This is a genomic window from Rahnella sp. CFA14(1/10) (assembly GCF_004195095.1).
GTDB lineage: Bacteria > Pseudomonadota > Gammaproteobacteria > Enterobacterales > Enterobacteriaceae > Rahnella > Rahnella perminowiae.
In genome coordinates, this window is sequence record NZ_SEWS01000008.1 from 155,612 (window position 1) to 181,232 (window position 25,621).

Sequence of the window (25,621 nt, forward strand, 5' to 3'; positions counted from 1 at the left end):
AAGTTCCGGAGTACAGATGCGAAAAAAGCGCCTAAAGGCGCTTTTCTCTGAATTGGTGGGCCGTGCTGGATTGATTCGGCCTCCGGCCTTACCCTTCGGGCAACGCTGTCGCGTTGTCGTCTCGCTGCGCTCGGCTCGAACCAGCAGCTGGTTCGCTTCCATCACGGTTAAAGTTCCGGAGTACAGATGCGAAAAAAGCGCCTAAAGGCGCTTTTCTCTGAATTGGTGGGCCGTGCTGGATTCGAACCAGCGACCAATTGATTAAAAGTCAACTGCTCTACCAACTGAGCTAACGGCCCGCAGAAGTGGTGGGCGATGACGGGCTCGAACCGCCGACCCCCTCCGTGTAAAGGAGATGCTCTACCAACTGAGCTAATCGCCCACTTCTGGGTACTTCCCTCGGTAAGAAGAAATGTGCTGAGAAATGGTGGGCGATGACGGGCTCGAACCGCCGACCCCCTCCGTGTAAAGGAGATGCTCTACCAACTGAGCTAATCGCCCATTTCTCAATTCTTCCTACTTATCACAACGCGGCACTCTTAAAGAGTGGTGGGCGATGACGGGCTCGAACCGCCGACCCCCTCCGTGTAAAGGAGATGCTCTACCAACTGAGCTAATCGCCCCCGTCGTGATGGAGTCGCATTATAGGGATACTTGAAATTACGTCAACGCTTTTTAAAAACAAAAATGTTCGTTCGGCTTATTTTTAGTCAACCTGACGGGTTTCTCGCCCCCGTAGTCGATTCTTTACGCATTCATGGCCTTAAACCACGCGACTGCCTCTGGTTGTGCGTTGAGGAATCAGGGCAGAGTGGTAGAATGTCTGCCACTTTTTGTTAATTGATAGCGACGTTTTTTTGGCGTTGCGTGATTAAGGTTGCACCCGGATGAAAATCAAAACCCGTTTTGCCCCAAGCCCGACCGGCTATCTGCACGTCGGTGGCGCCCGTACCGCGCTCTATTCCTGGCTCTTTGCCCGCAACCTTGGCGGTGAATTTGTGCTGCGTATCGAAGACACCGATCTCGAACGCTCCACCCAGGCTGCTATTGACGCGATTATGGATGGCATGAACTGGCTGAATCTGGACTGGGATGAAGGCCCGTATTTCCAGACCAAACGTTTTGACCGTTATAACGCGGTGATTGATGAGATGCTGGAAAACGGCACGGCTTATAAATGCTATTGTTCTAAAGAACGTCTGGAAGCGTTGCGTGAGGAACAAATGGCGAATAACGAGAAGCCTCGTTATGACGGCCATTGTCGCGACAGCCATGAACATCACGCGGCCGATGAGCCGTGTGTCGTGCGTTTTCGTAACCCGCAGGAAGGTTCGGTTATTTTTGACGACCAGATCCGCGGTCCGATCGAATTTAGCAATGACGAGCTTGATGATCTGATCATCCGCCGTACCGATGGTTCCCCGACCTATAACTTCTGCGTTGTCGTTGATGACTGGGATATGGAAATTAGCCATGTTATCCGTGGTGAAGATCACATCAACAATACTCCGCGCCAGATCAACATCCTGAAAGCGCTGGGCGCACCGGTACCGGTTTATGCGCACGTTTCAATGATTCTGGGCGATGACGGTAAAAAACTGTCTAAACGCCACGGCGCGGTAGGCGTGATGCAATACCGTGATGACGGTTATCTGCCCGAAGCCCTGCTGAACTATCTGGTGCGTCTGGGCTGGTCTCATGGCGATCAGGAAATTTTCAGCCGTGATGAAATGAAGGCCCTGTTTTCACTGGAAAACGTCAGCAAATCAGCCAGTGCGTTCAACACTGAAAAACTGCAATGGCTGAACCACCACTATATTAATACGATGGATCCGCATTATGTGGCGACCCATCTGTTGTGGCATGTGGAGCAGGCAGGTATCGAAACCCGTAACGGCCCGCAACTGTTCGAAATCGTCACCCTGCTGGGTGAGCGCTGCAAGACCCTGAAAGAAATGGCCGTGTCCTGCCGTTACTTCTATGAAGATTTTGCAGAGTTTGATGCGGATGCGGCGAAGAAACATTTACGTCCGGTTGCGCGCCAGCCGCTGGAAGTGGTACGCGCCAAACTGGCTGCAATCACTGACTGGACTGCTGAGAACATTCACCACGCTATTCAGGGCACAGCGGATGAGCTGGAAGTGGGGATGGGTAAAGTAGGGATGCCACTGCGCGTTGCGGTAACCGGCGCAGGTCAGTCACCGGGTGTTGACGTCACCGTTCATGCTATCGGTCAGCGCCGTGTGCTGGCGCGTATCGATATGGCATTAGCCTTCATTGCTGAGCGTGAAACACAAGCGCAGTAATGACCGCTCAGTAGCTTGTTAAAAACAGTCGTAAAAAAGCCAGCACGGGAAACCGGCTGGCTTTTGTATTTCCGTAAAACGTAAGCGTGAAAACGGCTTAATTAACGTTGTTCAGTCGCCGGTGTTTCAACGGTCGGACGGTAGGCCAGGAAATACATCAGACCAACGAAGCCTGCACCCCCTACAGCGTTACCGAGGAAGACGGCCACGAAGTTAGGCAGATATTCTGACCAGCTCAGCGCACCGGCAAAGATTGCTGCAGGCACGATGAACATATTTGCCACCACGTGCTGGAAGCCGATGGCCACGAACGCCATAACCGGGAACCACATACCGATCACTTTGCCGCCCACTTCTTTACTGGCGAAGGCCAGCCAGATTGCCAGACACACCAGCCAGTTACAGCCGATACCAGAAATGAACGCGTGCATGAAGTCTGCATTGACCTTCGCAGTGGCGGTTGCCACGGTTTTGCTCAGGAAAGCCCCTTCCGTCAGCCCCAGAACGTGACCGAAGAAATAGGCCACGGCCAGACTGCCCAGCAGGTTAGCGACAGTCACCCAGAACCAGTTACGCAAAACAGCGTAAAGGCTGATCTGACGCGCGAACCAGGCGATAGGTAAGGTCATCATATTACCGGTCAGCAGTTCTCCCCCTGCTAATACAGTCAGAATGATGCCTACCGGAAACACAGCAGCGCCCAGCAAGTTACTGAATGAACCCCAGGAAGCAGGTAATGTCCCTATTACATGCAGATCCAACAGGAAACCGGTGGCGATAAAGGCGCCAGCCAGGAAGCCCAAAATTAACAAATTCAACACGGTGGCGCGGCTTTTATTAACGCCCGCTGTGACGGCGATGGAAGCGATTTCTTTAGGTGAATACAAGGACATGGGAGTGCTCGAATGGTTTAAGTTATGATTATTGCGCGAGCAGTCTATTCTGAGATTTATCTCAAAACAAGACGATTTTCATAGTCTGCTAACATTCTATTAATTATTCGGACATAGATGTTAAGGAAATGCGTAAGCAGATCAGAAAGCTAGGAATCGTGCGGGCTGGCGGGTGTTTTGTAAAACAAAGTGTCTGTCTGAAAATTTCCCTGAAGAAAGGTGTTTTTTGCCGGAGGGATGAGGGATTTGACGGCTTTTTCAGCGCTTGAATTCAGAAACGGATTTAGCCGTTGACAGGGGTAGCGACGTTTCATATTATGCGCCCCGTTCACCCGTTTTTACGGGCATGAATTGGGGGTATAGCTCAGCTGGGAGAGCGCTTGCATGGCATGCAAGAGGTCAGCGGTTCGATCCCGCTTATCTCCACCAACTTCCTTTCCAGAGCAAGTTGGCTGTTTCCTTCCCAGGGAAACAAAAAGTAAACAGATACAACCTCGTGTGGGGGTATAGCTCAGCTGGGAGAGCGCTTGCATGGCATGCAAGAGGTCAGCGGTTCGATCCCGCTTATCTCCACCAAATATTAAAGAAACCTGCTTCGGCAGGTTTTTTGCTTTCCGGGGTTTGTGATTTTCCTTCCGGTTTTCCTGCCTGAATTGCAGACATAAAAAAACCCGCCGAGGCGGGTTTCTTGTCGTTCTGTATTGGCTTACTACGCCAGTACCAGACCTGCGATAGAAGCAGACAACACGCTGACCAGCGTTGAGCCGTACAGCAGTTTCAGACCGAAGCGTGAAACCACGTTGCCCTGATGTTCGTTCAGACCTTTAATAGCACCTGCAACGATACCGATCGAGGAAAAGTTCGCGAATGACACCAGGAACACGGACAGGATGCCCACGCCGCGAGGTGACAGCTCAGTCGCGACTTTCTGCAGATCCAACATCGCAACGAATTCATTGGAAACCAGTTTGGTTGCCATGATGCTGCCGACTTGCAAGGCTTCGTGGCTTGGCACACCCATCATCCATGCGAACGGATAGAAGACATAACCCAGCACGCCCTGGAAGGTGATACCGAATACCACGTCAAACAATGCATTCAGGCAGGAGATCAGTGCGATGAAACCAATCAGCATGGCTGCAACGATGATAGCCACTTTGAAACCCGCCAGGATATATTCACCCAGCATTTCAAAGAAGCTCTGGCCCTGATGCGTATTACCGATTTGCAGGTCTTCTTCTGAATCAACTTTATAAGGGTTGATCAACGACAGTACGATGAAAGTACTGAACATGTTGAGCACCAGCGCAGCAACAACAAAGCGCGGTTCGAGCATGGTCATATACGCACCCACAATCGACATAGAAACCGTCGACATTGCTGTGGCTGCCATGGTGTACATACGTTTTTCAGACATTTTGCTCAGAATATCTTTATACGCGATAAAGTTTTCTGACTGACCCAAAATCAGGGAGCTGATGGCGTTGAAAGATTCCAGTTTTCCCATGCCATTAATTTTCGACAGAACCGTACCGATAATACGGATGACGAAAGGCAGTACACGAATGTGTTGTAAAATACCGATGAGTGCAGAAATGAACACGATCGGACACAAAACTTTCAAGAAGAAGAACGCTAATCCTTTATCGCTCATGCCTCCAAATACGAAGCCGGTCCCTTCCGCAGCGAATCCTAATAATTTCTCAAACAAGTCTGAGAAGCCTTTCACAAAACCTAAACCAACAGAAGAATTCAGGAAGAAGTAGGCTAATAAGACTTCGATGACCAGCAGCTGAACAATGAAACGTAAACGGATATTTTTCCGGTCACGGCTCACCAGTAAAGCGAGTGCAGCGACAACGGCCAACGCTAATACAAAGTGCAATATTCGGGACATGGGTGCTCCAAATTAGAGGCAGGCTATATTTCGACGGACATTTTATGTAACGCGTACATTTAAAACGTGAAGTCGATTGCAAATATAGAAATTACAGACACGAATTGCAACAAATCACGGCTCATCACACAAAAAATCAAGATGTTAATAAAACTAAGCACAATTAGCATTCCTGTGCTAGTTTTATCATGTGCCGTAATGCATTCTGAATCTGGCCCGTTAATGTCTGTTTTAGGAAAGTACGATGCGTCTGGCTTTCTGAAATCGGGTGAGCGAATCACCTCTCAGTTATTACCTTCCCGCTTACAGCTGCTGCCTATCAGAGCAATCACTCAGATCATTCTAAATGCACTTGATAATCATTATCAATTAGATATGATTGATGTAAGCGTAATAATTGTAAGGGTTAACTAACTATGCTGAACAGCCGGGCCGAATCCACAGGCCGCGCGTCCAGAAAGATGAAGCTTTCACTGATGGGGCCGGCTTTTATTGCCGCCATCGGTTATATCGATCCGGGCAACTTTGCGACTAATATTCAGGCCGGAGCCTCTTACGGTTATCAGTTGCTGTGGGTGGTGGTATGGGCTAACATCATGGCGATGTTGATCCAGTTGTTGTCTGCCAAACTCGGTATTGCCACCGGCAAAAACCTGGCCGAACATATCCGCGATCGTTTCCCGCGTCCGGCTGTCTGGGCTTACTGGGTGCAGGCGGAAATTATCGCGATGGCTACCGATCTTGCCGAATTTATTGGTGCCGCCATTGGCTTTAAACTGCTTCTCGGGGTATCGCTGTTACAAGGCGCGGTGCTCACCGGGATTGCGACCTTTATTATCCTCGGGCTGCAAAAACGCGGGCAAAAGCCGCTGGAACTGGTGATCGCCGGTTTGCTGCTTTTTGTCGCGGCGGCGTATATCGTTGAGTTATTCTTTTCGCAACCGAGCATGGTGGCGCTGGGCAAAGGCATGTTGATCCCTGCACTGCCAACCGCCGATTCAGTCTATCTGGCTGCCGGTGTACTCGGTGCGACCATCATGCCGCATGTCATCTATCTGCACTCCTCGCTGACTCAGCGGGGCGGTAAAGCCTCTAAAGCGCAGCGTTATTCAGCCACCAAGCTGGATGTCGGCATTGCCATGACTATTGCCGGTTTCGTGAATCTGGCGATGATGGCGACAGCCGCAGCGGCATTTCATTTCAGCGGACACAGTGGGATCAGCGAGCTGGATGAAGCCTATCTGACGCTGCAACCGTTGCTGGGTCACGCTGCTGCGACTACCTTTGGTCTGAGTCTGGTGGCTGCCGGTTTATCTTCAACAGTGGTCGGTACGCTGGCCGGGCAGGTGGTGATGCAGGGGTTTGTGAAATTCTACATTCCGCTGTGGGTTCGCCGTACAGTGACCATGATGCCGTCTTTTATTGTGATCCTGATGGGATTAGATGCCACACGCATTCTGGTGATGAGCCAGGTCTTGCTGAGCTTCGGGATTGCGCTGGCATTGCTGCCGTTGCTGGCTTTTACCGGTAACCGCAGCCTGATGGGTGATATGGTGAATACGAAAACCGTCCAGTGGGCGGGCCGGTTCATCGTGCTGATCGTCGTCAGCCTTAACCTCTATCTGCTGATCGGTATGTTGAAATAACGCCTGCGCAGCGACAGACAAACAAAAACGGGACAGTTTACGCTGTCCCGTTTTTGTTTGTTTTATTCAGTTGATTAATGGCGGTGGTCGCCATGCCCGCCGCCCCGGTGATCATCATGGCCGTGCCCCCGGTCATGTCCCCGACCCCGATCCGGCCCGCGGCCGTGATCATAATGCGCACGCCCGTGGTCGCTGTAATAATAACGCGGCGGTGGCATCGGACGACGTGGCGGATGGCGTTCGTTCCACCAGCCATGATCGCGCCAGCGATAACCATCCCAGTAATAGCCGCGCGGGCTGCGTGCACCATAGTGGTGGCCCCGATAGCCGTTCCACCAGCTTGGGTTACGCCAGTCATAGCCGTCCCAGTAATAACCCCGCCTGTCGCGGTCACCGATATTGATAGAAAGGCCCGGCGTATTCAGGCTGAAACTGCTGGCCTGCACGGTGGGTACCGCCGCAGGGAGCAGGGCAAAGAACAAAGTCGCAAAAAGTACCGGTTTTAACATGTGTGGCCCCAGATTCCTTATAATTTATGCTGACAGTTATAAGGGGAAGCGGACACCGGTTCTATTGCTTACAATCCTGTTTTGAATGATTTACGCGCCTTAACGGTTTGCTTACGAAGCCTCCATAAAGGCGCGTTTTTTATACTGAAGAGTAACCGTTTACACTAAAATCCCTTCAATAGCCGCCAGTTCTTCTGCGCTGAAATGGCGATGTGAGACCATGCCCACGGCGTCGTCGATCTGGCTGGTTTTACTGGCGCCAATCAGGACAGACGTCACGCGGTCGCCCCGCAGAACCCAGGCCAGCGCCATCTGCGACAGTTTCTGACCACGTGCCTGGGCAATCTCATTCAGCTTACGCACTTTCGCCAGTTTCTCTTCTGTCAGTTGATCCGCAGTCAGGAACTTGCTGTCACTGGCCGCACGGGAATCTTCAGGAATACCTGCCAGGTAACGGTCCGTCAGCACGCCGCCCGCCAGTGGCGAGAAGGCGATGGAACCCACGCCGTTATCCGCCAGCGTATCCAGCAAATCCGCCTCCACCCAGCGTTCGAACATCGAATATTTCGGCTGATGGATCAGGCATGGCGTGCCAAGTTGCTGCAAAATCTCAAACGCTTTTTTCGCGCGTTCTGCCGGATAGTTCGACAAGCCGACGTAAAGCGCTTTGCCCTGACGTACGATTAAATCCAGCGCCGCCATCGTTTCTTCCAGCGGCGTATCAGGATCAGGACGGTGATGATAGAAAATATCCACATACTCCAGACCCATGCGTTTCAGGCTCTGATTCAGGCTGGCGACCAGATATTTTTTTGAGCCCCAGTCTCCATACGGGCCGTCCCACATGGTGTAACCGGCTTTGGAGGAGATAATCAGCTCATCGCGGTAGGGTAATAAATCTTCCTGCAGGATGCGGCCGAAATGTTGTTCCGCAGAACCCGGAGGCGGGCCGTAGTTATTAGCCAGATCGAAATGGGTAATCCCATGGTCAAAAGCATGGCGGATGAGTTTGCGGCCATTTTCAAAATGCGCGTTATCGCCGAAGTTATGCCACAGGCCAAGAGAAACGGCGGGTAATTTCAGACCGCTCCGGCCGCAGCGACGGTATTCCATATTCTCGTAACGGGTTGGACTGGCTCGATACACCATGTGAGTCCTTATAATCAATTCAGGAGTGAACAGAAGGTAATAACTTCATAAAAAAACCATTTTAGTGTATGCGCTTTCACAAGCATTTCCAGCTAATCAGATCACATCCGGAACAATCCTTACGCGCAGAGAGATTGATTACCGTGACTATTCTTCCTGCATATTACCTTTACTGCTGAATCCGCTTTCCTGCCTTAACGCAGTGCAGGGGTGTAACTCTGCGTTGCCATGCCTTATTTCGGATAATTAATATCCTCTTCCCCGGTTTGGGGTAATACTTAAATTAGTGGGATTAACTGTTTACTTTATTTTTAACAGAGGATCGTCATGGATAATGAATATACCGTAGGTGACTATCTCTTGGACCGCTTATCATTAAGCGGGATCTCCGAGTTGTTTGGCGTACCGGGCGACTACAATCTGAAATTCCTCGACAGCGTGATCAATCATCAGCAAATCACCTGGGTCGGCTGTACCAATGAATTAAATGCTGCTTATGGCGCAGATGGTTATGCGCGTATTAAGGGGCTGGCGGCGTTGCTGACCACATTTGGTGTCGGTGAACTGAGTGCGCTGAATGGCATTGCCGGCAGTTATGCGGAATATGTGCCTGTCGTGCATATTGTGGGCGCACCAGCGCTGACGTCTCAGCGTAAGGGGGAGTTGCTGCATCACACGCTGGGAGATGGTGTATTCACCCATTTCGCACGGATGTCCGCGCCGGTCAGCGTGGCGCAGGCGTCCCTCACACCGGAAAATGCCCTGGCTGAAATCGACCGTGTCATTGAAGAGGTCATGTACAACTCGCGGCCGGGGTATCTGTTGCTGCCCAGCGACGTGGCCGCATTGCCGGTCAGTACCCGGGCGCAGGCGTTACCTGTGCGTCAGCCGCCTTTCTCACCTTCTTCTCTGGATGCTTTTGTTGCTGCTGCTGAAACGCAGTTGCGGGGCGCAAAACGGGTTTCACTATTGGCAGATTTTCTGGCAGACCGTTTCGGGGTTAAAGCTGCGCTGGAACAGTGGATGGAAGACGTGCCGCTGGCGCATTCAACATTGCTGATGGGCAAAGGTTTATTTAACGAGCAACAGGCGCATTTTGCCGGTACTTATTCCGGGGCCGCCAGCGCACCATCAACGAAAGACGCGATTGAAGGGGCCGATGTGGTGATCACGGTCGGGGTGAAATTCACTGACACCATTACCGCCGGTTTTACCCAGCAGCTTCCGTCCGGAAAATGTATTGACCTTCAGCCCTTTTATGCCCGGGTAGGTGACCAGATTTTCCACCAGCTACCGCTCGAAAAAACGGTCAGCGTGCTGCACCGGCTTACCGCTGAGCTGGCTGGCATCCGGACACCCTATCCCGTTAAACATAATAGATTGCCGTTGTCGCATGATAACAGCCTCGGGCAATATGCCTTCTGGCAACAGATTCAGGACTTCCTGCAGCCGGGAGATGTGCTGGTCGCTGAGCAGGGCACGGCCTGTTTTGGTGCGGCAGCGCTGAATTTGCCGGAAGAGTGTCAGTTTGTCGTCCAGCCTTTATGGGGATCTATCGGTTTCACGCTGCCCGCTGCGTTTGGTGTACAGATCGCCGTACCTGAGCGCCGTGTTGTGCTGCTGATTGGCGACGGATCTGCACAGCTTACCCTGCAGGGATTAGGTGCCGCGATCCGTTACGGTCTGCCACCGGTTATTTTTGTGATTAATAATGACGGTTACACCGTTGAACGGGCGATCCATGGTGAAACCCAGCGCTATAACGATATTGCACAGTGGAACTGGACACAGTTCCCGGCGGCCTTCGGGGGGACAGAAGTGTTCAGCGCGCGGGCGGATTCGCCGCAGGCGCTGAAAGAAGCGATAGAGAAGGCCACCGCACGGCGGCAGATGGCCTGGATAGAAGTCATTTTGCCGAAGATGGATATTCCTGACTTGCTTAATTCAGTGACTAAATCACTGGCGAAGCGTAACTCAGGGCAATAGATCAGTGTCCGGTGACGGCGGGTTAGTCAGCTGGTCGATGAACCACCAGCCCGCCGGACCGGGCTGATTGTTTTTACTCCAGACCGCATCCACGGAAATTTGCTTCGGCCAGCCGCGTAACGGCAGGCTGACAAGCTTGTCATGGCCAAACTGTTGCACCAGCCAGTGCGGCAGTATCGCCCAGCCAAACCCCTGTTCTGCCATTTCCAGCAACATCAGATAGCTTGGCGCTGACCATATTTGCCCCTGCGTTTGCGGCATTTCACGGCGGCTATAAGGTTGCAGGCAAAGCTGGCGGAAGGTATGCAACTGTTCCGGCTGCAGACCGGTGGTGTTTGCCAGCGGATGATCACGGCTGCAAAACACCGACATGTCCGTTTGTTCCGGTAAACGTGCTACGCCGATGTCCGGCGGATAATGATCCTGCACTTCCACCATACCAATATGGGCGCGGCCGGACTGTAACAGGTCAATCACATCCTGATCTTCGGCGATCTGACATTCAAATTCGATATCGGGGTAACGGCGCTCAAACCGACGCAGCAGCGCCTCGTGGTGGGTCGGCTGATAAGTGTCCGACAACACGAACGTCAGGCGGGTTTCGACCTGTGCCGACAAACGTATCGCCAGTTTATCAAGCCGCTCGCTGGCCGCCAGAATAGCCTGAACGTGACTAAGTACGCGTTGACCGGCCGGTGTCAGCACCGGCTGGCGGCTCTGGCGGTCAAACAGCGTTAGGCCCAGATCCACTTCCAGATTGGCGATGGCTGTACTGACGGTAGACTGACTCTTGCGCAGCTTACGTGCCGCTGCTGAGAATGATCCGGTATCGGCCGCTTCGACAAAAGCCATCAGGGCTTCCGGTGAATAGCGCATCCTGTGCTCCTTCTGGTTTTAACCCATCTATTTTAACGATACTTCCTATCTTTTATCTATCTTATTTACTGATGATAATAGCCGTCTGTGACAGCCGTCACGTAGCAGTTCACCTAACAACGATCAGAAATCAGGCAGGTTTTTATGGCTAAGCAAACACGGAATATCTCGCAGAAAACGTTCGGCGAACGCATTTTTCATGCGGTAGGTTTCGAAATTCTGGCTGTGCTGATTTCAGCCCCCGCCGCAGCCTGGGCGCTGAACAAACCTGTCTGGGAAATGGGCGCCCTGGCGATCATGTTGTCGACGACAGCGATGGTCTGGAACGTTGTCTATAACAGTCTGTTCGACAAATTCTGGCCGGTTTCCCGGGTGGTGCGGACATTTAAAATCCGCGTGGCGCACGCGCTGGGCTTCGAAGGTGGATTTATCATGATTGGTCTGCCGGTTGCCGCGCTGTGGCTGGGGATCGGGCTGCTGGATGCCTTGATGCTGGAAGTGGGATTCTTTCTGTTCTTCCTGCCGTATACCGTGGTCTACAACTGGGTTTACGACACGTTGCGCCAGCGCTGGATGAACCGCCGTCTGGCCGCAGAAGATTGCCCAGCCAGACGTTGATCCGCGTTACTGAGGGTACAAAAAGCCCGCCGGCATTTTCTTTGCAGGCGGGCTTTTTGTCGGTTATGGTTTTGCCATCGGGGAAAAATACAGGGTGTGCAAATGAAAACATTAGGGCTGATTGGTGGCATGAGCTGGGAATCCACCGTACCGTATTACCGCATGATTAACGAACAGGTAAAGCAACAACTGGGCGGATTACATTCGGCCAAACTGTTCCTTTACAGCGTCGATTTTTACGATATCGAAAAGCTGCAAATGGCCGGTGACTGGCAGCAGGCAGGCGAAATTCTCGGTAATGCCGCGCATTCACTGGCGCGCGCAGGTGCGCAATTTATTGTCGTATGTACTAACACCATGCATAAAGTGGCGGATGATATCGAACGTATCGGCGGCCTGCCGCTGCTGCATATCGCCGATGCGACGGCAGAAAAAATCGCAGGGCAGGGGCTGCGTAAAATCGGCCTGCTGGGTACGCGCTTTACCATGGAACAGGATTTCTACCGCGGGCGTTTGCAGGAAAAACATCAGATTGACGTGGTGACGCCGGATGAAGCTGACCGTGCGATTGTCCATCGCATCATTTATGAAGAGCTGTGCCTGGGCGTTATCAGGGATGATTCCCGCGAAGAATATCGGCGGATTATTGGCAAATTAGAACAGCAGGGCGTGGAAGGTATTATTCTCGGATGCACCGAAATTACCCTGCTGGTGGGCGAGGAAGACGCGAGCGTACCTGTTTTTGACACCACTGCCATTCATGCGCTGGCGGCAGCGGAGTTTGCATTAAAGCAGGATTAATCTTCTTCCGGGGCCTGACGTACAAGCCGCTGTTTTGCCACCTGCATCAGCGGCTTCCCGGCCAGCATTAACCAGGCTGGCAGCATCACGATACACAACAACGGCAGCAGCTTCAGCCCCGGAACCACGGCGGCAGCCATAAACAGGCTAAGCCAGCCGTCGCGTGTCACCACCAGTACCATACCCATCACGGCGCATGAAACAGTCACCGCCGCCGGCACATCCGGCGCGTACTGATGCAGCATCAGGCCAAGCGATACCCCGACAAACACCGCCGGGAAAATACGTCCGCCACGAAAACCGCAGGCCGCCGCCACCACCAACGCCGCCAGTTTGGTCAGGGTGATCGCCAGCAATGGCCCCATCTCAAACAGCGCATTGGAATGCGCCAGCTCTTTCATTTCATCCAGCCCTTTAAACAGGGTAATTTCTCCGCCAATCAGTGCCAGTAACCCCAGCACAAACCCGCCAATACCCAGCCGCAATATCGGATTATGAATACTGTTAAACATCCGGTGCACATGCGGGAACAGCCAGACAGCAATCATCCCCAGTGCGATAGCAATCAGCACCACCACTGACCCGCTGAAAATATCCATCAGGCTGGCGGCGTCATACGACGGAATACTGAGCGAAAAATCGGGCTGGAAAAATTGTTCGGTGGTGATGGCACCTGCACCTGCTGCGAGTAATGGCGCAAAAAGGCGATCCCATAACTGCACATCTTTGTTACCGCCGAGGGTTTGCGAAAAAATCAGCGCGGCCGCCACTGGCGTGCCAAACAACGCGCCGACAGTCCCGGCTGCCGCCAGGATCACCCAGTCAGTCGTCGGTACCCGGGGCAATAAGCGCGAGCCTAATGCCGCCACCAGCGCAATATTAATCACCGTGATCGGATGTTCCGGCCCCAGACTGACGCCGCCTGCCAGTCCGACCATCAGCGCCAGCGCAAGACCCGGCAAAGCATTGATCGCCACCGGTGCCCCAATCAGCGACTCCGTAGCAGGATCCGGCCCGGCGTGGCCTGGCATATACTTTATGATGGCACCGACGCCAATGCCGGTCAGTGTCAGCATAAACAGCGTCCAGCTGGCGGATTGAGTATTGATATTGAGCACGGCGGGAATGTTCTCCCACAGCAGATTCTGCAGCGCGCCAGAAATCATCATGACGAACACCAGCACCAGGCTGGACATCACACCAATAATGATCGCGGGCAGGGCAAAAGCTAACATGACTCTGGCGCGGGGATGGAACATGCACGTATTTCCTTATTTATAATTTCGTTTGCTCTGATAGCTTAGATGAATCCCGGCAAAGTCAGTTTGCGGGCTGTCGACATAATTTTGTGTAGCATGCTGCATAAATGTGGGTTGTTTCAAAACTGCATTGCAGCGTATAGCAATTACCGCTATTTTGCCCACACGAATTTGGCGCGGATGCGCAGCATAATGAATTTACTTTTGCGGAGAATAACATGACCAAATACTCCCTGGTGGGCGATGTCGGGGGCACTAACTGCCGCCTGGCGCTTTGCGCTTTGGACAGCGGTGAGATTTCGCAGTCGAAGACTTTTTCCGGGCTGGATTACGACAGTCTGGAAGCCGTCGTTCGTGAGTACCTCGCGCAGCAGCATCAGGAGGTTGAGGATGCATGCATCGCTATCGCTTGTCCGATAACCGGCGACTGGGTGGCGATGACCAACCATACGTGGGCCTTTTCCATTGCCGAAATGAAGAAAAATCTTGGACTGCAACATCTGGAAGTGATCAATGATTTCACTGCCGTTTCTATGGCAATCCCGATGCTGAAAGAAGATGACCTGTTGCAGTTTGGCGGTAAAAAAGCACAGGACGGCAAACCGGCAGTGATTTACGGAGCCGGCACGGGGTTGGGCGTCGCACACTTAATTCATGCCAACAACCAATGGCTGAGCCTGCCGGGCGAAGGAGGCCACGTTGATTTTGCGCCAAACAGCGAAGAAGAAGACATTATTCTTGAGCAGTTGCGTACCGAAATGGGGCACGTTTCTGCTGAGCGTATTCTCTCCGGTCCGGGACTGGTGAATCTTTACCGCGCCATCGTCAAATCAGATAATCGTGTGCCGGAAAACTTCAGACCGAAAGACGTGACGGAGCTGGCTCTGGCAGATGAAAATCTGGATTGCCGCCGCGCACTGTCACTGTTTTGCGTGATCATGGGACGTTTTGGCGGCAACCTGGCACTCAACATGGGCACCTTCGGCGGCGTGTACATTGCAGGTGGCATCGTTCCGCGCTTCCTGGAATTCTTCAAAGCCTCAGGCTTCCGCGCCGCGTTTGAAGACAAAGGGCGCTTCAAGGATTACCTGATGGATATTCCGGTATTCCTGATCACCCACGATCAGCCGGGGCTGTTAGGTGCAGGGGCTTATCTGCGTCAGTCGATTGGTATGACGATCTAAAACTGCCCCTGAGAAGGTAACTCGATCGGCTCCTCCCCTGCGAAGGGGAGGAGCAAGGAACCCCTCCCGAGATTTAGCATGAAGTCGCACTCAAGTTCATCTTGCCCATCATGATTTTTTTCTGACTTTAATTCCCGCGATAAGTCGAGAAACCGTAAGGACTGACAAGCAGAGGGATGTGATAGTGAGGCACTGAGCCATCTGCTTTAAAAATAACAGGGATTTCCGGGAAAAATGAAGCGGTATGATGTTTTTCAAACCATTCGCCAGTTTTAAACGTTACCCGATAATTACCTTTCTCCATCACACTTTCATTGGGATACAGCGCCGGAATTCGTCCCTGCTCATTGGTCACTCCACTGCTCAGTTGCACCCATTTGTTACCTTCCTGCTTCTCGAGCGATACGCTTACCCCCTGTGATGGCAGCCCGTTTTGCAGGTTCAGAACGTGGACGCTAAGAGGGTTTGCTGCAAAGGCGGATGTCAGACACAGCGCATTGATAATACCGGCGAGTAATAATTTCTTTTTAAACATATGTTCGTCCTTTTGAACTCAATGTTATTTGTTAATAACGCAGAATATCTGGCAGAGGTATATTTAGGTTTTCCACATCACAGACGTGAGAAAGTGCGAAATATCCTCTGTCTTGACGAAACAAAGTCTACTTTTTACTGGCTAACCTGAGGATGACGGGTTAATGACATTTTTGTAATAATTCAGAGCCGGACGCCAAAAGATAACGCCCTCCGCCTCAAAACCCGTCAGATCCCCATCAAAACCGCATTAATTGCCTGAATTCTTTCACTTTGCTCCGGCTCACCGGCACTTCAAAATCCAGATCACTTAACCGCAAAATATAGGTGTTGTTAAACCACGGCACGATCTCGCGGATTTTCGACAGATTCACGCAATATGAACGGTGACAGCGAAAGAAATACTCCTCCGGCAGGCGGTTGCATAATTCAGTGATGTTCATTGGCATCGTGAATTCTTCTTTGCGGGTATAAACCTGTGTCACCTTTTCCTGCGCGGCGGCGTAATAAATATCATTAATATCGGTAACGATAATACGCTCATCTTTAATCAGATTGATGCTGTGACTGACCCGCAGGGGGTTGCCCATGGCCGGTGCAGTACCTTCCTGTTTATCACCGGGCTCCTTCGCAGCCAGCTCTTTATCCCGACGAAAATGTGACTCCAGCTTTTGCAGCATGGTGACAATGCGCGACTCATGATAAGGCTTAAGAATGTAATCAAACGCCTCAATTTCAAACGCTTCTGCGGCATGCTCCTTATAGGCGGTGATAAACACGATATACGGCTTGTGCGCAAACTTACTGATGTTTTGCGCCAGCAATACGCCATCGAGGGAAGGGATGCTGATATCAAGAAAAATTGCGTCCACTTCATGCGATTGCAGGTATTTAAGCACGTCCAGCCCGTCATCAAAAACTGCTTCAATGCTGATGCTGCTGTGGGTATTAATCAGATAACTCAGCTCTTCCTGAGCCGGTACTTCATCTTCGACGATAATAGCGTTCACGGAATTATCCCCCGGTGCGATGGCCCGAAATGCGGGCGGGTAAAACTAAAAAGCGTTTCTGCGGGTCAGGCGATTTTGCTCTCTGAGGCTGCCGTGACCTGGGGTTGCGTATGCGTAATCACAAACGAAATATCCGTGCCGGGCTCAAGACGGCGGATAGTCAGGCCCTGACCATACAATAATGAAACGCGGTGATGTACATTCAGCAGGCCAATTTTATTGCCGGGCATTTCATTGCGTGCCACGCGGTCAATCGTTTCCTGATTAATACCATGGCCGGTATCTTTTATTGATACCCTGATGCCGTCAGCCTGATGCTTCACTGAAATGACCACCACGCCTTTTCCGCTGCATTTCTGGATGCCGTGCACAATGGCGTTCTCTACCAGCGGCTGGATCAGCAGGCTCGGAATTTTCACCGAAATGTCATCATCAATGTCATAAATCACCGTCAGCTTGCTGCCGAACCGCGCCTGCTCAATGGCGATGTAATCCTGCACCTGATGCAATTCTTTGCGCAGATCAATCAGCTCATCGTTCAGTTCCAGGTTATAACGCAGATAGCGGGAAAGATTGATGATCAGCTGGCGCGCCACGTCAGGGCGGGCACGGATAGATGATGAAATCGCGTTCAGCGCGTTAAACAGAAAATGGGGATTTATCTTGCTCTGCAACGCCCGCATTTCCGCTTTATTGGCCATCTCGCGTAACTGCTCGGTGCGTGATACTTCCATCTGTGTCGACATAATCTGCGACAACCCGATCGCCATCACTTTCAGCGAATAAGTGATGCGGTGCGGGTCACAATAATAGATTTTCAGCGAGCCGGTGACTTCACCTTTTTCCCAGAGAGGAATGATAATCAGCGAGTGTATCTGTGGCGTACGGTGCATTTCGTCGTTGTTTTTCACCGTAATTTCACCGCTTTCCAGCGTCGCTTTGGTCATCTCACTCAGCGTTTCATGGCCGATATTGTATTCTTCTGCGCCCACGCCGACGTACGCCAGTATGTTTTTGGTGTCGGTTATCGCCACCGCATCAGCATCGATATCATCGCGAATAATACTGCAAATACTGGCTAACGATCCGGCGTTGATATTTCTGCCTTCTATGTTACGAAAATAGGGCAGGGTTTTATTGGCGATATCCAGCGCCAGCCGCGCCTGTCGTGCGGCGATCACCTCTTTTTCATCCTCGACACTTTGCACCAGCAACACAATCAGGCCGATGGAACTGGCACCGAGGATCAGCGGTGCGGCGATATTCATGACGATATCCAGCCCGAGCGAAAACGGTCGCGCCATCAGCAAAATCAGGATCATGGTCAGCGTTTCGCACAGCATGCCGCCCAGAATACCGACTTTCCAGTGCAGCGATTTTTTGACTTTTTTATTGATATAACCGGAGAGGAAACCTGCGGTAATACTGGTAATCAGACACGGAACAGACGTCGGCCCGTGGATGTCGATCAGGAAACGGTGGGTGCCGGAAATCAGGCCGGTAATGATCCCGACCCAGGGCCCGAACAGGATCCCGCCCGACATGATCGCGATCGTACGTACGTTGATCAGTGAACCTTCGACGTTGATGCCTGAGAGCGTACCGAAAATAGCGAACAGTGAGAAAATGGCGGTAACCGCAGTCAGTTCCAGCGGTGTATGGTTTTCATTTTCTTTATGCAGCAATTTGCGGAACAGCGGAGTTCGCGTGAGGAAGAACAAACAGATAAGCATCAGCGCCGCACGGTCGAAGACCGCCAGCAGCATATCGAACATGTGAGGCATGGCAGATTAGACTCTTTGCACGATTGAAAGATAAGCGTGCCAAATGGATTCAGCGGTTATTATATGTAAAAGGTCAGACTTTCACCATCGGCAGACACAGGAGCACATTCCGACATGATTTCGTTATCCACGCCGCGGCTGATCATGCAGCCTCTCCAGGCTGATGACTGGGCATTTTTCTTGCGGCTGTATCAGACCCCGGAGGTCATGCGTTTTATCGGCGATATTGAAACCCACGCGCAGGTTCATCGCCGTTTTGAACAACGTCTGGGTCACTGGGATCGCGACAGTGATTTCTGGCTGTGCCTGCTGATGCGTGAAAGAGAAACCGGCGCAGCAGTGGGACTGACCGGATTTTTCCCGGACTGGCGGCCGTATAAACAGGGTGAAGTCGGATTCATTCTGGCACCTGAACATCAGTGTAAGGGGTATGCCGTGGAATCCCTGCGTGAAGTGCTGAACTTTGCGTTTGACCAGTGTGGTTTTCATCGTTTGCAAGCTAACGTGCTGGAAGGCAACGACGCATCGCGCCGTGTGCTGGAAAAATGCGGATTCCGGATGGAAGGGCGTTTGCGGGACAGCTACCGGATCGGTGATGAGTGGAAAAACGACTGGCTGCTGGGGCTGCTGGTCACCGATCCACGTCCGCAGTGAAAAAAAGATGCCCGGTATCTCGACAGCCATTTTCCTCTGCGTTATGTTCGTTGTAGGCCGTTACGCGGCCAGCGTCGCTCGGACGGTCCGGGCGCTTACGTATCCCAGAGGAAATTATGGCTGATTCCAGTTCACCCCGTCGTTTTTCACGTATTGATCGTCTTCCCCCTTATGTTTTCAACATTACCGCTGAACTGAAAATGGCCGCACGCCATCGTGGCGAAGACATTATCGATTTCAGTATGGGCAATCCCGACGGCCCGACACCGCCGCACATTGTGGAAAAGCTGGTGCAGGTTGCGCAGCGCGAGGATACCCACGGTTACTCGACCTCACGCGGCATTCCGCGTCTGCGTCGTGCCATTTCCCGCTGGTATGCCGATCGCTATCAGGTGGAAATCGATCCTGAAAGCGAAGCTATTGTCACCATCGGTTCGAAAGAAGGGCTGGCGCATCTCATGCTGGCAACGCTCGATCATGGCGACACCGTACTGGTGCCCAACCCAAGTTATCCGATCCACATTTATGGTGCCGTGATTGCCGGTGCGCAGGTGCGCTCCGTGCCACTGGCCGAAGGCGTGGATTTCTTTGCTGAGCTGGAAAAAGCCATTCGTGAAACTATTCCGCGCCCGAAAATGATGATCCTCGGTTTCCCGTCTAACCCGACGGCGCAATGTGTGGAGCTGGATTTCTTCGAGCGTGTGGTGGCACTGGCTAAACAATACAACGTGCTGGTGATCCACGATCTGGCCTATGCGGATATCGTCTACGACGGCTGGAAAGCGCCGTCAATTATGCAGGTGCCGGGCGCAAAAGACATTGCGGTGGAATTCTTCACGCTGTCGAAAAGTTACAACATGGCGGGCTGGCGTATCGGTTTTATGGTCGGTAATCCTGAACTGGTCAGCGCGCTGGCACGCATCAAAAGTTACCATGATTATGGCACTTTCACGCCGTTGCAGGTGGCGGCCATCGCCGCGCTGGAAGGCGATCAGCAATGTGTGAAAGACATTGCTGAACAATACCGTCAGCGCCGTAATGTGCTGGTACGAGGTCTGCATGAAGCGGGCTGGATGGTGGAAAATCCGAAAGCATCAATGTACGTCTGGGCAAAAATCCCGCCTGCTTATGCGCATTTAGGATCGCTGGAATTTGCCAAACGATTGCTGGCCGACGCAAAAGTGTGTGTGTCACCGGGGATCGGTTTCGGGGATTACGGCGATACACATGTCCGTTTCGCCCTGATCGAAAATCAGGACCGGATCCGTCAGGCCGTGCGCGGCATCAAAGCGATGTTCCGGGCCGACGGTTTGCTGCCACCCAAAAAAACGGTGGGTGAACCGCCCGTGGAACAGGATCCGACGGTCACTGCCTGAGGCGCATTTGAACAAAAGCCGGGCGACGCCCGGCTTTTTTATGACATCAGGCTAACTTCTTTATTATCCAGGTCATATTTATCCGGGAATTCTGCGTTATTCTTCGTCGTGGTTGTAGTGAATGACCCGGCGTTTACCGTCAATCTGCACATCACTCCATTTACGCTGCATCGGTTTTACCTCACCGTTGCGCAGGGCGGTAATCAGTGCAAATTTATCTTTTTCTTCATACAGATAAAGTTCTCCCGCCTGGGTCCATTTCCCGGCCTGTCTGGCGTAAATGCGACAATTAACGGAAGGTGCATCCAGCGTATTACAGAGAAAAACCTCTTTCTGCCGGTCATTGTTTAAATCCAGCGTATTGACGATACACGCACCCTGAAGGCTGAGGCAATCGCGCAGTGTATTGCGGTACTCCTCCAGCTGCGGCAGGTTTTTCCACCATGCGTCATCGGGGGATGTCGCACCTTTCGCCAGCTGAATCCGTTTTTTCGCCTCTTCCACACGATAATTTTTCGCCAGTTCGGCTGCATTTTTATCGTTGTAGGAACCCCAGCGTGATGTCTGTGCCATCATATTTTTCACTGTGGTCAGCAGGCGCGGATCGGCAGTGAATGCGGGGTGCTGTTGCAGCGCTGCCAGCGCGTCGTTACCCCGCCGACCGGTGTCAAAACGTAGCCATTTCAGATCAACATCCTTCGCCTGTATCTTGCCCTTGTCGAGGCGTGCAATCTGGTTGTTCACGCTGATGCGGTAAGGATCGAGCAGCGGGCTGTTGGCGGCAATCACCAGTATCACCACCAGCACTGACAGCGGTTTATTGAGCTGGGTGATGCGTGGCAGCCAGCCGGGGTGCTTATCGATAACCGATAAGCTGTAGCAAAGCGATGCGAGCAGCGTAATGACGATCAGCAGCACCGCCCGCAGACGTTCCGGTGTCCAGCCGTGTTGCGAAACGCGCAGGCCGGTGGCGTAGAGCGCCAGTATGGCATACAACGGCAGCAACAAAATCGCCGCATTCACCAGCAGGCGGATAGCGCGCGGATAGGGTTTGACCTCGCTGTCAGTTTCACGCACGACATTGACCAGCAACAGAATACTCAGCGTCATGGTGGTCAGCAGGCTCGCTGCAGACCAGGCTTGCGACAGCGTTGACAAGCCGGTGAAGGGCAGGACAAACAGGAAAATCAGCGCGACAAACGCCACCAGCGGCAATAAGCCTTTCAGGATGAAACGGATGATGTGGCGGGTGGTATTGATGAGCGCCGGCTGCGTGCGGCAGATGACGATACTGGCCCCTAACAGCAGCCCGTAAACCAGATACATAAACAGCGGCGTTTCAAAAAATAATTCATGGAAATATTCGATGCCGACCAGCCGGAACAGCGCCGCGCACAGAGCCATCACGCCCACTGCCAGCAGCATCAGCAGGAACGTAAGCATGGCCGACAGCGTGTTCTGGCTGTAACACGCAGAAAGACTGGCATAGCGGTAACGGTTTGCCGCCGGGAAAGTTTGTACCTGCAGCCACGGCAAAACGAAGTAGACCAGCAGCGCCAGAGACAAATTAAATGACACCAGCACTGAATCCGCCGATGTCTCCGCTATATTACTTTTTACCCAGGTGGCCATACCGGCCAGCAGCAGCGCCAGCAGGGCCACTGAGGCCCATAACCGGCGGTCATTCAGATGAACGACGGACAATGAAATCAGCACCGGTAATGTAAATGCCATAGTCTGGCCGTAAATATTGTGAGAGAAACCGGCAAATCTTGCTGCAATGTGGTCTGAGAAAAAGAAGTACAGCAATAATCCCTGAAGCAGGCAGAGGGTAATGATTAACCCGCGGCCGGGTGTAGGCAGGTGTGGCATCGGGCGACCTGTCTGATTGAACTGAGGCATCCGTGGCTCTCCGGAAAAAATAATGTAAGGGGAAGTAATATAAAAACTCCCGCCAGTGTAGAGAATTCCCGCCCGCTGTGCAGAAAACTCTTCATCAGGCAGAAACGGTGGTTTTGTGAGCACTGCCGCTTCACTGGCAAAATCAGCTGTAGTCACTAGGCTTATGTATTAAATGGAGAATTCCGAGGTGAAAATGGCAGAACACGAACTGAAAGAAAAACGCATTGAAATTGTTAGAAATTTCTACGCCAAACTGGATCAGGCAGATGCGTCATTGCTGGATCTCTTTGCTGAAGATGTGGTGCTGTTTTTTCCAAAATTTGGCACTGCACAGGGAAAAACTTCGCTGGGGGAACTCGGTAAACGCTTCGCGCTTGAAATCGATAAGATCCAACACATTCAGGACGCGTTCCGTTTTCTGAGTGACGGAGATGCCATTGTGCTGGAAGGGCAGATGCGTGGCGTGATGCAAAACGGTGACCGCTGGCCGACGTCGGAGGCCGGCAGCCATCATTTCTGCACGGTCTTTGTCTTTGAAGATTTGCTGATTAAACGGCTGAGTATTTATCTCGATCCTGATTTTAATCTAGAGGATAAGAAGCGGGTGAATAATTATCGTCAGGCGGTGAAAACTGAGGAAAACAAAACCTGAGATCACCGGATAAAAAAAGAAGGGAAACCGTTTCAACCCACGGTTTCCCTTCGCCAACTGCCGGTTATCAGGATTCGGCAGGGACAATATTGTTCTTGTAGCGTTGCAGAATCGGTGAGTTGATGTCCGACGGGTTCTGCAACTGCCACAGGTTACGTTCGATGCCGTCATTCACCAGATAAATCACCCCGGATTCAATCGCCGACATCAGGCACAACATCACAGGCTCATTGGTGGTGTAACCCAGTTCACCTTCCAGTAACCGCTGATAGTCGATAAAGCGGAACACCCCGGCCTGCACTTCATACGACAAAATCGTCTTGCTGGTATTCACGGACGATAAAACTTCTCCGGTATTGACGTCGACAGCACGCAGGTTCACGGCTATCTGGTCCAGCTGGTATTGCGTGCTGGCTCCGATACCGAAGTATCGCGCCCCCGCACCGCCTGATTTCACATTACTTTCGTAACCGATTATCGAGCCTTCAATCAGGATATTCGCCGCGACCAGCGAGGAAAGCGGCCGCTGATTATTGATGGCGACGCTGCCATTCTCCTGCGCGGCACGAATAATTTTGCGTTCGTTCAGTAAGTTTTGCAGCCCCTGACGTTCCAGCGGGATAAACCATTTGGAATCTTTGAGTGCCGATACCAGCATCGCTGTGGCACTTTGCGGCACGGCGGTCGAAAAGTTACTGGCCGGATATGGCTTGAACTGGCCCGTTTCATCCTGAATGTTATAGACCGACACAAAAATCCGGCCCTGCGGCGAAGGCAAGTGAGTCAGATCGGTATAGCTTGGTGCCCGGGGCAATAATGTCGGTCTTGCGGCTTCTTTCGGTGCTGCTGTGAGGCACCCGCTCAACACAAAAACTGCGATGAGTAATAAATAGCTGCGCATGATGTCGTTCCTGTTTTTATTGGTCATCGGAATCAGTTGGTCGTGGCGGACAACCCCTGTACCTGGATAGTGGAAATTTTGCCGGTCTTGCGGTCAGTGACATTCATCACCAACTGCCCGTCGGTATTCTGGATATCCACGATAAAGTCTTGTGTTACCAGCCGCCCCGGTTTCCCCTGATTGACGTTGCCCATCAGGCTGCCCAGTAATTGCGACTGTATCGAGGCGGTAAAATTATCCAGCGCGGACGTCTGGGTGGAGCCGAAGTCATAGCTGTCGGGATCTTTATAAGAATTCTGCGCCTGAGCTTCGTTGAGCAGAAACGCACCATTATTCGGGTTGCCGCCAAAATTCGGGTTGATGAACTGAAAAACCATGTTGCCGCCCCAGGAAACCGGGGATGCCGTCAGTAATGCCAGCAGCATGACTGAACGCGAAGCTGAGACTGGAATATTCACGATGCTCTCCTTAAAAGAGGCTGTGCATTAAAATTCGTCATGGGCGAGATCCCCGGTGCCCAGTAACGCTTTGTCTAATTGCCGCCGTGATAGTGCTTCGCTCACCCCGGCAATGGCGGTATCGATGTCCTTATTAAAATTGCGACGGTTCGGAAACAGCAAAGCCTGATAAAGGGTGTCCTGACCTATTTTTATGGTGATCCAACTGCCCCAGCGGGCGCTGGGCCTTTCTGAAATGGTGAGCGTTTCCGGGTAGTTCTGTTCCCATTTGCCGGTGAAGCCACGGTAAAAATCGTGGCCAATCGAAGTCACGGTTCTGTCGGTGATAAGCCCCGGATCTTTTATATCCGCAGCCTGTACATGCAGGCAGGTGGCGCACAGCAGCGCCAGCCAGAGCCAGAAGCCCTTTATGCACATAGTCATGATGTCAGCGCTTGAGGTTGTCGTTAGCCCAGGACGCCGCCTGGGTACGGTTTTTAACCGATATTTTCCTAAATAAATTATAGAGATGCGTTTTAACGGTGTTCTCGCTGATAAACAGCAAACGCGCGATTTCCGTATTCGAGGCACCCATACGTAACTTATTAAGGATCTCTTTTTCGCGATGAGTCAGGCCGGTATCTTCTGAGTGAAGCTGGCGGAAAGCACCGGACTGATTGATCAGGTAACTGGCGAAGCCCTGAGAGAAGTAACATTCTCCACGGATCACGCTTTTAATCCCTTCCACCAGATGTGCTTCATCGGTGGAAAGATAAAAAACGGCGCTGATCCCCGGCCAGGTTTCAATTTCCCGAAAATGATAATTATCCGGTGTGTTTAATAATAATAACTTCACATTGTCGTGATAACGGTTTACCGCTGTTTGCCACAGATCAATTGTCCGACGATCGGCCTCCATCATATCGAAGAGAATTAATGCCTGATGAAGCGGCTGATCTTCAAGTAATTTATGGATATTGTGAAGCCGGGCATTAACACAAAGTTGCTGTTTTAATTGCTGCAATAAAGCACTGGCTTGTAATGATGGTTTAGTCACTAATAAAAGAATATTATTATTGATTGCTGCTTCATTACTCATAATGAAACCCTGCCCTGATTTTTATAGCCACAGTCTGCCATTGCCTGATCACTGAAAAGGCAGGAAATAGACTGAGATTTTATTTTGCTAAACCTATAGCGATATGTTTGCTGTGTATATCTGAAAGTAGCAAATATTCACAACCTGA

At 51.9% G+C, this 25,621-nt stretch carries 22 protein-coding genes, 6 tRNA genes, 1 other RNA gene and 2 pseudogenes; 11 read left to right on the plus strand and 20 right to left on the minus strand.

Annotated elements, in window-relative coordinates; all coding sequences use genetic code 11:
* Positions 1–53 precede the first annotated feature (53 nt).
* The 5 genes from EVX52_RS16930 to EVX52_RS16950 all read right to left on the minus strand — a co-directional run bounded on the left by EVX52_RS16930 (position 54) and on the right by EVX52_RS16950 (position 623).
* Positions 54–179: non-coding RNA, RtT sRNA (locus tag EVX52_RS16930), on the minus strand.
* Positions 180–223: 44 nt separating this feature from the next.
* A tRNA-Lys gene (locus tag EVX52_RS16935) sits at positions 224–299 on the minus strand.
* 7 nt (positions 300–306) lie between these two features.
* Positions 307–382: transfer RNA gene (locus tag EVX52_RS16940), tRNA-Val, on the minus strand.
* 43 nt (positions 383–425) lie between these two features.
* A tRNA-Val gene (locus tag EVX52_RS16945) sits at positions 426–501 on the minus strand.
* A 46-nt stretch (positions 502–547) separates the two neighbouring features.
* Positions 548–623 (minus strand) — tRNA-Val (locus EVX52_RS16950).
* Between the two features lie 264 nt (positions 624–887).
* Here EVX52_RS16950 and gltX point away from each other — a divergent pair.
* Complete coding sequence (gene gltX / locus EVX52_RS16955) at positions 888–2,306, plus strand: glutamate--tRNA ligase (protein ID WP_129991708.1); 1,419 nt, start codon at positions 888–890, stop codon at positions 2,304–2,306.
* Positions 2,307–2,407: 101 nt separating this feature from the next.
* Here the strand turns inward: gltX and EVX52_RS16960 are convergent, their stop codons facing one another.
* Entirely contained in the window at positions 2,408–3,199 is a 792-nt protein-coding gene (locus tag EVX52_RS16960; RefSeq protein WP_013574448.1) for a formate/nitrite transporter family protein, read from the minus strand.
* Positions 3,200–3,552: 353 nt separating this feature from the next.
* Between EVX52_RS16960 and EVX52_RS16965 the strand changes: the two genes are divergently transcribed.
* Both EVX52_RS16965 and EVX52_RS16970 read left to right on the plus strand, forming a co-directional pair.
* Positions 3,553–3,628, plus strand: a tRNA-Ala gene (locus EVX52_RS16965).
* A 71-nt stretch (positions 3,629–3,699) separates the two neighbouring features.
* A tRNA-Ala gene (locus EVX52_RS16970) sits at positions 3,700–3,775 on the plus strand.
* Between the two features lie 133 nt (positions 3,776–3,908).
* Here EVX52_RS16970 and EVX52_RS16975 read toward each other — a convergent pair.
* Positions 3,909–5,096, minus strand: coding sequence for a NupC/NupG family nucleoside CNT transporter (locus EVX52_RS16975; RefSeq protein WP_013574449.1), 1,188 nt, complete (start codon positions 5,094–5,096; stop codon positions 3,909–3,911).
* A 416-nt stretch (positions 5,097–5,512) separates the two neighbouring features.
* On the opposite strand from EVX52_RS16975, the gene EVX52_RS16980 reads away from it, so the two are divergent.
* The gene (locus EVX52_RS16980; protein ID WP_129991709.1) at positions 5,513–6,742 is read left to right on the plus strand and encodes an Nramp family divalent metal transporter; all 1,230 of its coding nucleotides are present in this window, start codon (positions 5,513–5,515) and stop codon (positions 6,740–6,742) included.
* 74 nt (positions 6,743–6,816) lie between these two features.
* Here EVX52_RS16980 and EVX52_RS16985 read toward each other — a convergent pair whose 3' ends face one another.
* Together EVX52_RS16985 and mgrA are read right to left on the minus strand one after the other, a co-directional pair.
* Positions 6,817–7,251, minus strand: coding sequence for a DUF2502 domain-containing protein (locus EVX52_RS16985; protein WP_037038488.1), 435 nt, complete (start codon positions 7,249–7,251; stop codon positions 6,817–6,819).
* Between the two features lie 159 nt (positions 7,252–7,410).
* On the minus strand, positions 7,411–8,400 hold the full coding sequence (mgrA, locus tag EVX52_RS16990; RefSeq protein ID WP_129991710.1) for an L-glyceraldehyde 3-phosphate reductase: 990 nt from the start codon (positions 8,398–8,400) through the stop codon (positions 7,411–7,413).
* A 327-nt stretch (positions 8,401–8,727) separates the two neighbouring features.
* On the opposite strand from mgrA, the gene EVX52_RS16995 reads away from it, so the two are divergent.
* A complete protein-coding gene (locus EVX52_RS16995; RefSeq protein ID WP_129991711.1) occupies positions 8,728–10,386 on the plus strand; it encodes an alpha-keto acid decarboxylase family protein in 1,659 nt (552 codons plus the stop codon).
* On the opposite strand, the gene EVX52_RS17000 is transcribed toward EVX52_RS16995, so the two are convergent.
* Positions 10,375–11,262 (minus strand): LysR family transcriptional regulator, encoded by an 888-nt coding sequence (locus EVX52_RS17000; protein WP_129991712.1) that lies wholly within the window; start codon positions 11,260–11,262, stop codon positions 10,375–10,377. The genes EVX52_RS16995 and EVX52_RS17000 overlap by 12 nt on opposite strands.
* Before the next feature lie 144 nt (positions 11,263–11,406).
* Here EVX52_RS17000 and EVX52_RS17005 point away from each other — a divergent pair, with 144 nt between their 5' ends.
* A complete protein-coding gene (locus EVX52_RS17005; protein WP_129991713.1) occupies positions 11,407–11,880 on the plus strand; it encodes a multidrug/biocide efflux PACE transporter in 474 nt (157 codons plus the stop codon).
* A gap of 102 nt (positions 11,881–11,982) precedes the next feature.
* Positions 11,983–12,681, plus strand: coding sequence for an aspartate/glutamate racemase family protein (locus tag EVX52_RS17010; RefSeq protein WP_129991714.1), 699 nt, complete (start codon positions 11,983–11,985; stop codon positions 12,679–12,681).
* Here EVX52_RS17010 and EVX52_RS17015 read toward each other — a convergent pair.
* Positions 12,678–13,940: an ion channel protein gene (locus tag EVX52_RS17015; RefSeq protein WP_129952218.1), complete on the minus strand. Its 1,263-nt coding sequence runs from the start codon at positions 13,938–13,940 to the stop codon at positions 12,678–12,680. The two genes, EVX52_RS17010 and EVX52_RS17015, sit on opposite strands and share 4 nt — an antisense overlap.
* A 218-nt stretch (positions 13,941–14,158) precedes the next feature.
* Here EVX52_RS17015 and glk point away from each other — a divergent pair, with 218 nt between their 5' ends.
* Complete coding sequence (gene glk / locus EVX52_RS17020; RefSeq protein WP_129952219.1) at positions 14,159–15,124, plus strand: glucokinase; 966 nt, start codon at positions 14,159–14,161, stop codon at positions 15,122–15,124.
* Positions 15,125–15,251: 127 nt separating this feature from the next.
* Here glk and uraH read toward each other — a convergent pair whose 3' ends face one another.
* The 4 genes and pseudogenes from uraH to EVX52_RS17035 all read right to left on the minus strand — a co-directional run bounded on the left by uraH (position 15,252) and on the right by EVX52_RS17035 (position 18,452).
* Positions 15,252–15,659 carry a hydroxyisourate hydrolase gene (uraH, locus tag EVX52_RS17025; RefSeq protein ID WP_095922951.1) on the minus strand — a complete coding sequence of 136 codons (408 nt, stop codon included), beginning with the start codon at positions 15,657–15,659 and terminating at the stop codon, positions 15,252–15,254.
* A 238-nt stretch (positions 15,660–15,897) separates the two neighbouring features.
* Positions 15,898–16,224, minus strand: a pseudogene (locus EVX52_RS25775) (LytTR family DNA-binding domain-containing protein); the annotation flags it as partial.
* A gap of 89 nt (positions 16,225–16,313) precedes the next feature.
* Positions 16,314–16,668 (minus strand): annotated as a pseudogene (locus EVX52_RS25780) (response regulator); the annotation flags it as partial.
* 65 nt (positions 16,669–16,733) lie between these two features.
* Positions 16,734–18,452 carry a sensor histidine kinase gene (locus EVX52_RS17035; protein WP_129991716.1) on the minus strand — a complete coding sequence of 573 codons (1,719 nt, stop codon included), beginning with the start codon at positions 18,450–18,452 and terminating at the stop codon, positions 16,734–16,736.
* Between the two features lie 114 nt (positions 18,453–18,566).
* On the opposite strand from EVX52_RS17035, the gene EVX52_RS17040 reads away from it, so the two are divergent.
* Together EVX52_RS17040 and alaC are read left to right on the plus strand one after the other, a co-directional pair.
* A complete protein-coding gene (locus EVX52_RS17040; RefSeq protein WP_129991717.1) occupies positions 18,567–19,106 on the plus strand; it encodes a GNAT family N-acetyltransferase in 540 nt (179 codons plus the stop codon).
* Positions 19,107–19,222: 116 nt separating this feature from the next.
* Complete coding sequence (alaC, locus tag EVX52_RS17045) at positions 19,223–20,482, plus strand: alanine transaminase (protein ID WP_129952224.1); 1,260 nt, start codon at positions 19,223–19,225, stop codon at positions 20,480–20,482.
* A gap of 96 nt (positions 20,483–20,578) precedes the next feature.
* On the opposite strand, the gene EVX52_RS17050 is transcribed toward alaC, so the two are convergent.
* The gene (locus EVX52_RS17050; RefSeq protein WP_129991718.1) at positions 20,579–22,384 is read right to left on the minus strand and encodes a DUF4153 domain-containing protein; all 1,806 of its coding nucleotides are present in this window, start codon (positions 22,382–22,384) and stop codon (positions 20,579–20,581) included.
* Positions 22,385–22,577: 193 nt separating this feature from the next.
* Between EVX52_RS17050 and EVX52_RS17055 the strand changes: the two genes are divergently transcribed.
* Positions 22,578–23,036 (plus strand): nuclear transport factor 2 family protein, encoded by a 459-nt coding sequence (locus EVX52_RS17055; RefSeq protein ID WP_129991719.1) that lies wholly within the window; start codon positions 22,578–22,580, stop codon positions 23,034–23,036.
* 67 nt (positions 23,037–23,103) lie between these two features.
* Here EVX52_RS17055 and csgG read toward each other — a convergent pair whose 3' ends face one another.
* The 4 genes from csgG to csgD are packed head-to-tail and all read right to left on the minus strand — an operon-like array spanning position 23,104 to position 25,473.
* Positions 23,104–23,937, minus strand: coding sequence for a curli production assembly/transport protein CsgG (csgG, locus tag EVX52_RS17060; RefSeq protein WP_129952227.1), 834 nt, complete (start codon positions 23,935–23,937; stop codon positions 23,104–23,106).
* A gap of 32 nt (positions 23,938–23,969) precedes the next feature.
* The gene (gene csgF, locus EVX52_RS17065; protein WP_129952774.1) at positions 23,970–24,362 is read right to left on the minus strand and encodes a curli production assembly/transport protein CsgF; all 393 of its coding nucleotides are present in this window, start codon (positions 24,360–24,362) and stop codon (positions 23,970–23,972) included.
* A gap of 60 nt (positions 24,363–24,422) precedes the next feature.
* Entirely contained in the window at positions 24,423–24,818 is a 396-nt protein-coding gene (csgE, locus tag EVX52_RS17070) for a curli production assembly/transport protein CsgE (RefSeq protein ID WP_129991720.1), read from the minus strand.
* Between the two features lie 4 nt (positions 24,819–24,822).
* A complete protein-coding gene (gene csgD, locus EVX52_RS17075; protein ID WP_129991721.1) occupies positions 24,823–25,473 on the minus strand; it encodes a biofilm master transcriptional regulator CsgD in 651 nt (216 codons plus the stop codon).
* Positions 25,474–25,621: the final 148 nt, after the last annotated feature.

What these genes read in the sequence shown, in the direction of transcription:
- gltX (WP_129991708.1), top strand. Translation starts at nt 888, where the DNA reads ATGAAAATCAAAACCCGTTTTGCCCCAAGCCCGACCGGCTATCTGCAC.
- EVX52_RS16960 (WP_013574448.1), bottom strand. Translation starts at nt 3,199, where the DNA reads ATGTCCTTGTATTCACCTAAAGAAATCGCTTCCATCGCCGTCACAGCG.
- EVX52_RS16975 (WP_013574449.1), bottom strand. Translation starts at nt 5,096, where the DNA reads ATGTCCCGAATATTGCACTTTGTATTAGCGTTGGCCGTTGTCGCTGCA.
- EVX52_RS16980 (WP_129991709.1), top strand. Translation starts at nt 5,513, where the DNA reads ATGCTGAACAGCCGGGCCGAATCCACAGGCCGCGCGTCCAGAAAGATG.
- EVX52_RS16985 (WP_037038488.1), bottom strand. Translation starts at nt 7,251, where the DNA reads ATGTTAAAACCGGTACTTTTTGCGACTTTGTTCTTTGCCCTGCTCCCT.
- mgrA (WP_129991710.1), bottom strand. Translation starts at nt 8,400, where the DNA reads ATGGTGTATCGAGCCAGTCCAACCCGTTACGAGAATATGGAATACCGT.
- EVX52_RS16995 (WP_129991711.1), top strand. Translation starts at nt 8,728, where the DNA reads ATGGATAATGAATATACCGTAGGTGACTATCTCTTGGACCGCTTATCA.
- EVX52_RS17000 (WP_129991712.1), bottom strand. Translation starts at nt 11,262, where the DNA reads ATGCGCTATTCACCGGAAGCCCTGATGGCTTTTGTCGAAGCGGCCGAT.
- EVX52_RS17005 (WP_129991713.1), top strand. Translation starts at nt 11,407, where the DNA reads ATGGCTAAGCAAACACGGAATATCTCGCAGAAAACGTTCGGCGAACGC.
- EVX52_RS17010 (WP_129991714.1), top strand. Translation starts at nt 11,983, where the DNA reads ATGAAAACATTAGGGCTGATTGGTGGCATGAGCTGGGAATCCACCGTA.
- EVX52_RS17015 (WP_129952218.1), bottom strand. Translation starts at nt 13,940, where the DNA reads ATGTTCCATCCCCGCGCCAGAGTCATGTTAGCTTTTGCCCTGCCCGCG.
- glk (WP_129952219.1), top strand. Translation starts at nt 14,159, where the DNA reads ATGACCAAATACTCCCTGGTGGGCGATGTCGGGGGCACTAACTGCCGC.
- uraH (WP_095922951.1), bottom strand. Translation starts at nt 15,659, where the DNA reads ATGTTTAAAAAGAAATTATTACTCGCCGGTATTATCAATGCGCTGTGT.
- EVX52_RS17035 (WP_129991716.1), bottom strand. Translation starts at nt 18,452, where the DNA reads ATGCCTCACATGTTCGATATGCTGCTGGCGGTCTTCGACCGTGCGGCG.
- EVX52_RS17040 (WP_129991717.1), top strand. Translation starts at nt 18,567, where the DNA reads ATGATTTCGTTATCCACGCCGCGGCTGATCATGCAGCCTCTCCAGGCT.
- alaC (WP_129952224.1), top strand. Translation starts at nt 19,223, where the DNA reads ATGGCTGATTCCAGTTCACCCCGTCGTTTTTCACGTATTGATCGTCTT.
- EVX52_RS17050 (WP_129991718.1), bottom strand. Translation starts at nt 22,384, where the DNA reads ATGCCTCAGTTCAATCAGACAGGTCGCCCGATGCCACACCTGCCTACA.
- EVX52_RS17055 (WP_129991719.1), top strand. Translation starts at nt 22,578, where the DNA reads ATGGCAGAACACGAACTGAAAGAAAAACGCATTGAAATTGTTAGAAAT.
- csgG (WP_129952227.1), bottom strand. Translation starts at nt 23,937, where the DNA reads ATGCGCAGCTATTTATTACTCATCGCAGTTTTTGTGTTGAGCGGGTGC.
- csgF (WP_129952774.1), bottom strand. Translation starts at nt 24,362, where the DNA reads ATGCTGCTGGCATTACTGACGGCATCCCCGGTTTCCTGGGGCGGCAAC.
- csgE (WP_129991720.1), bottom strand. Translation starts at nt 24,818, where the DNA reads ATGACTATGTGCATAAAGGGCTTCTGGCTCTGGCTGGCGCTGCTGTGC.
- csgD (WP_129991721.1), bottom strand. Translation starts at nt 25,473, where the DNA reads ATGAGTAATGAAGCAGCAATCAATAATAATATTCTTTTATTAGTGACT.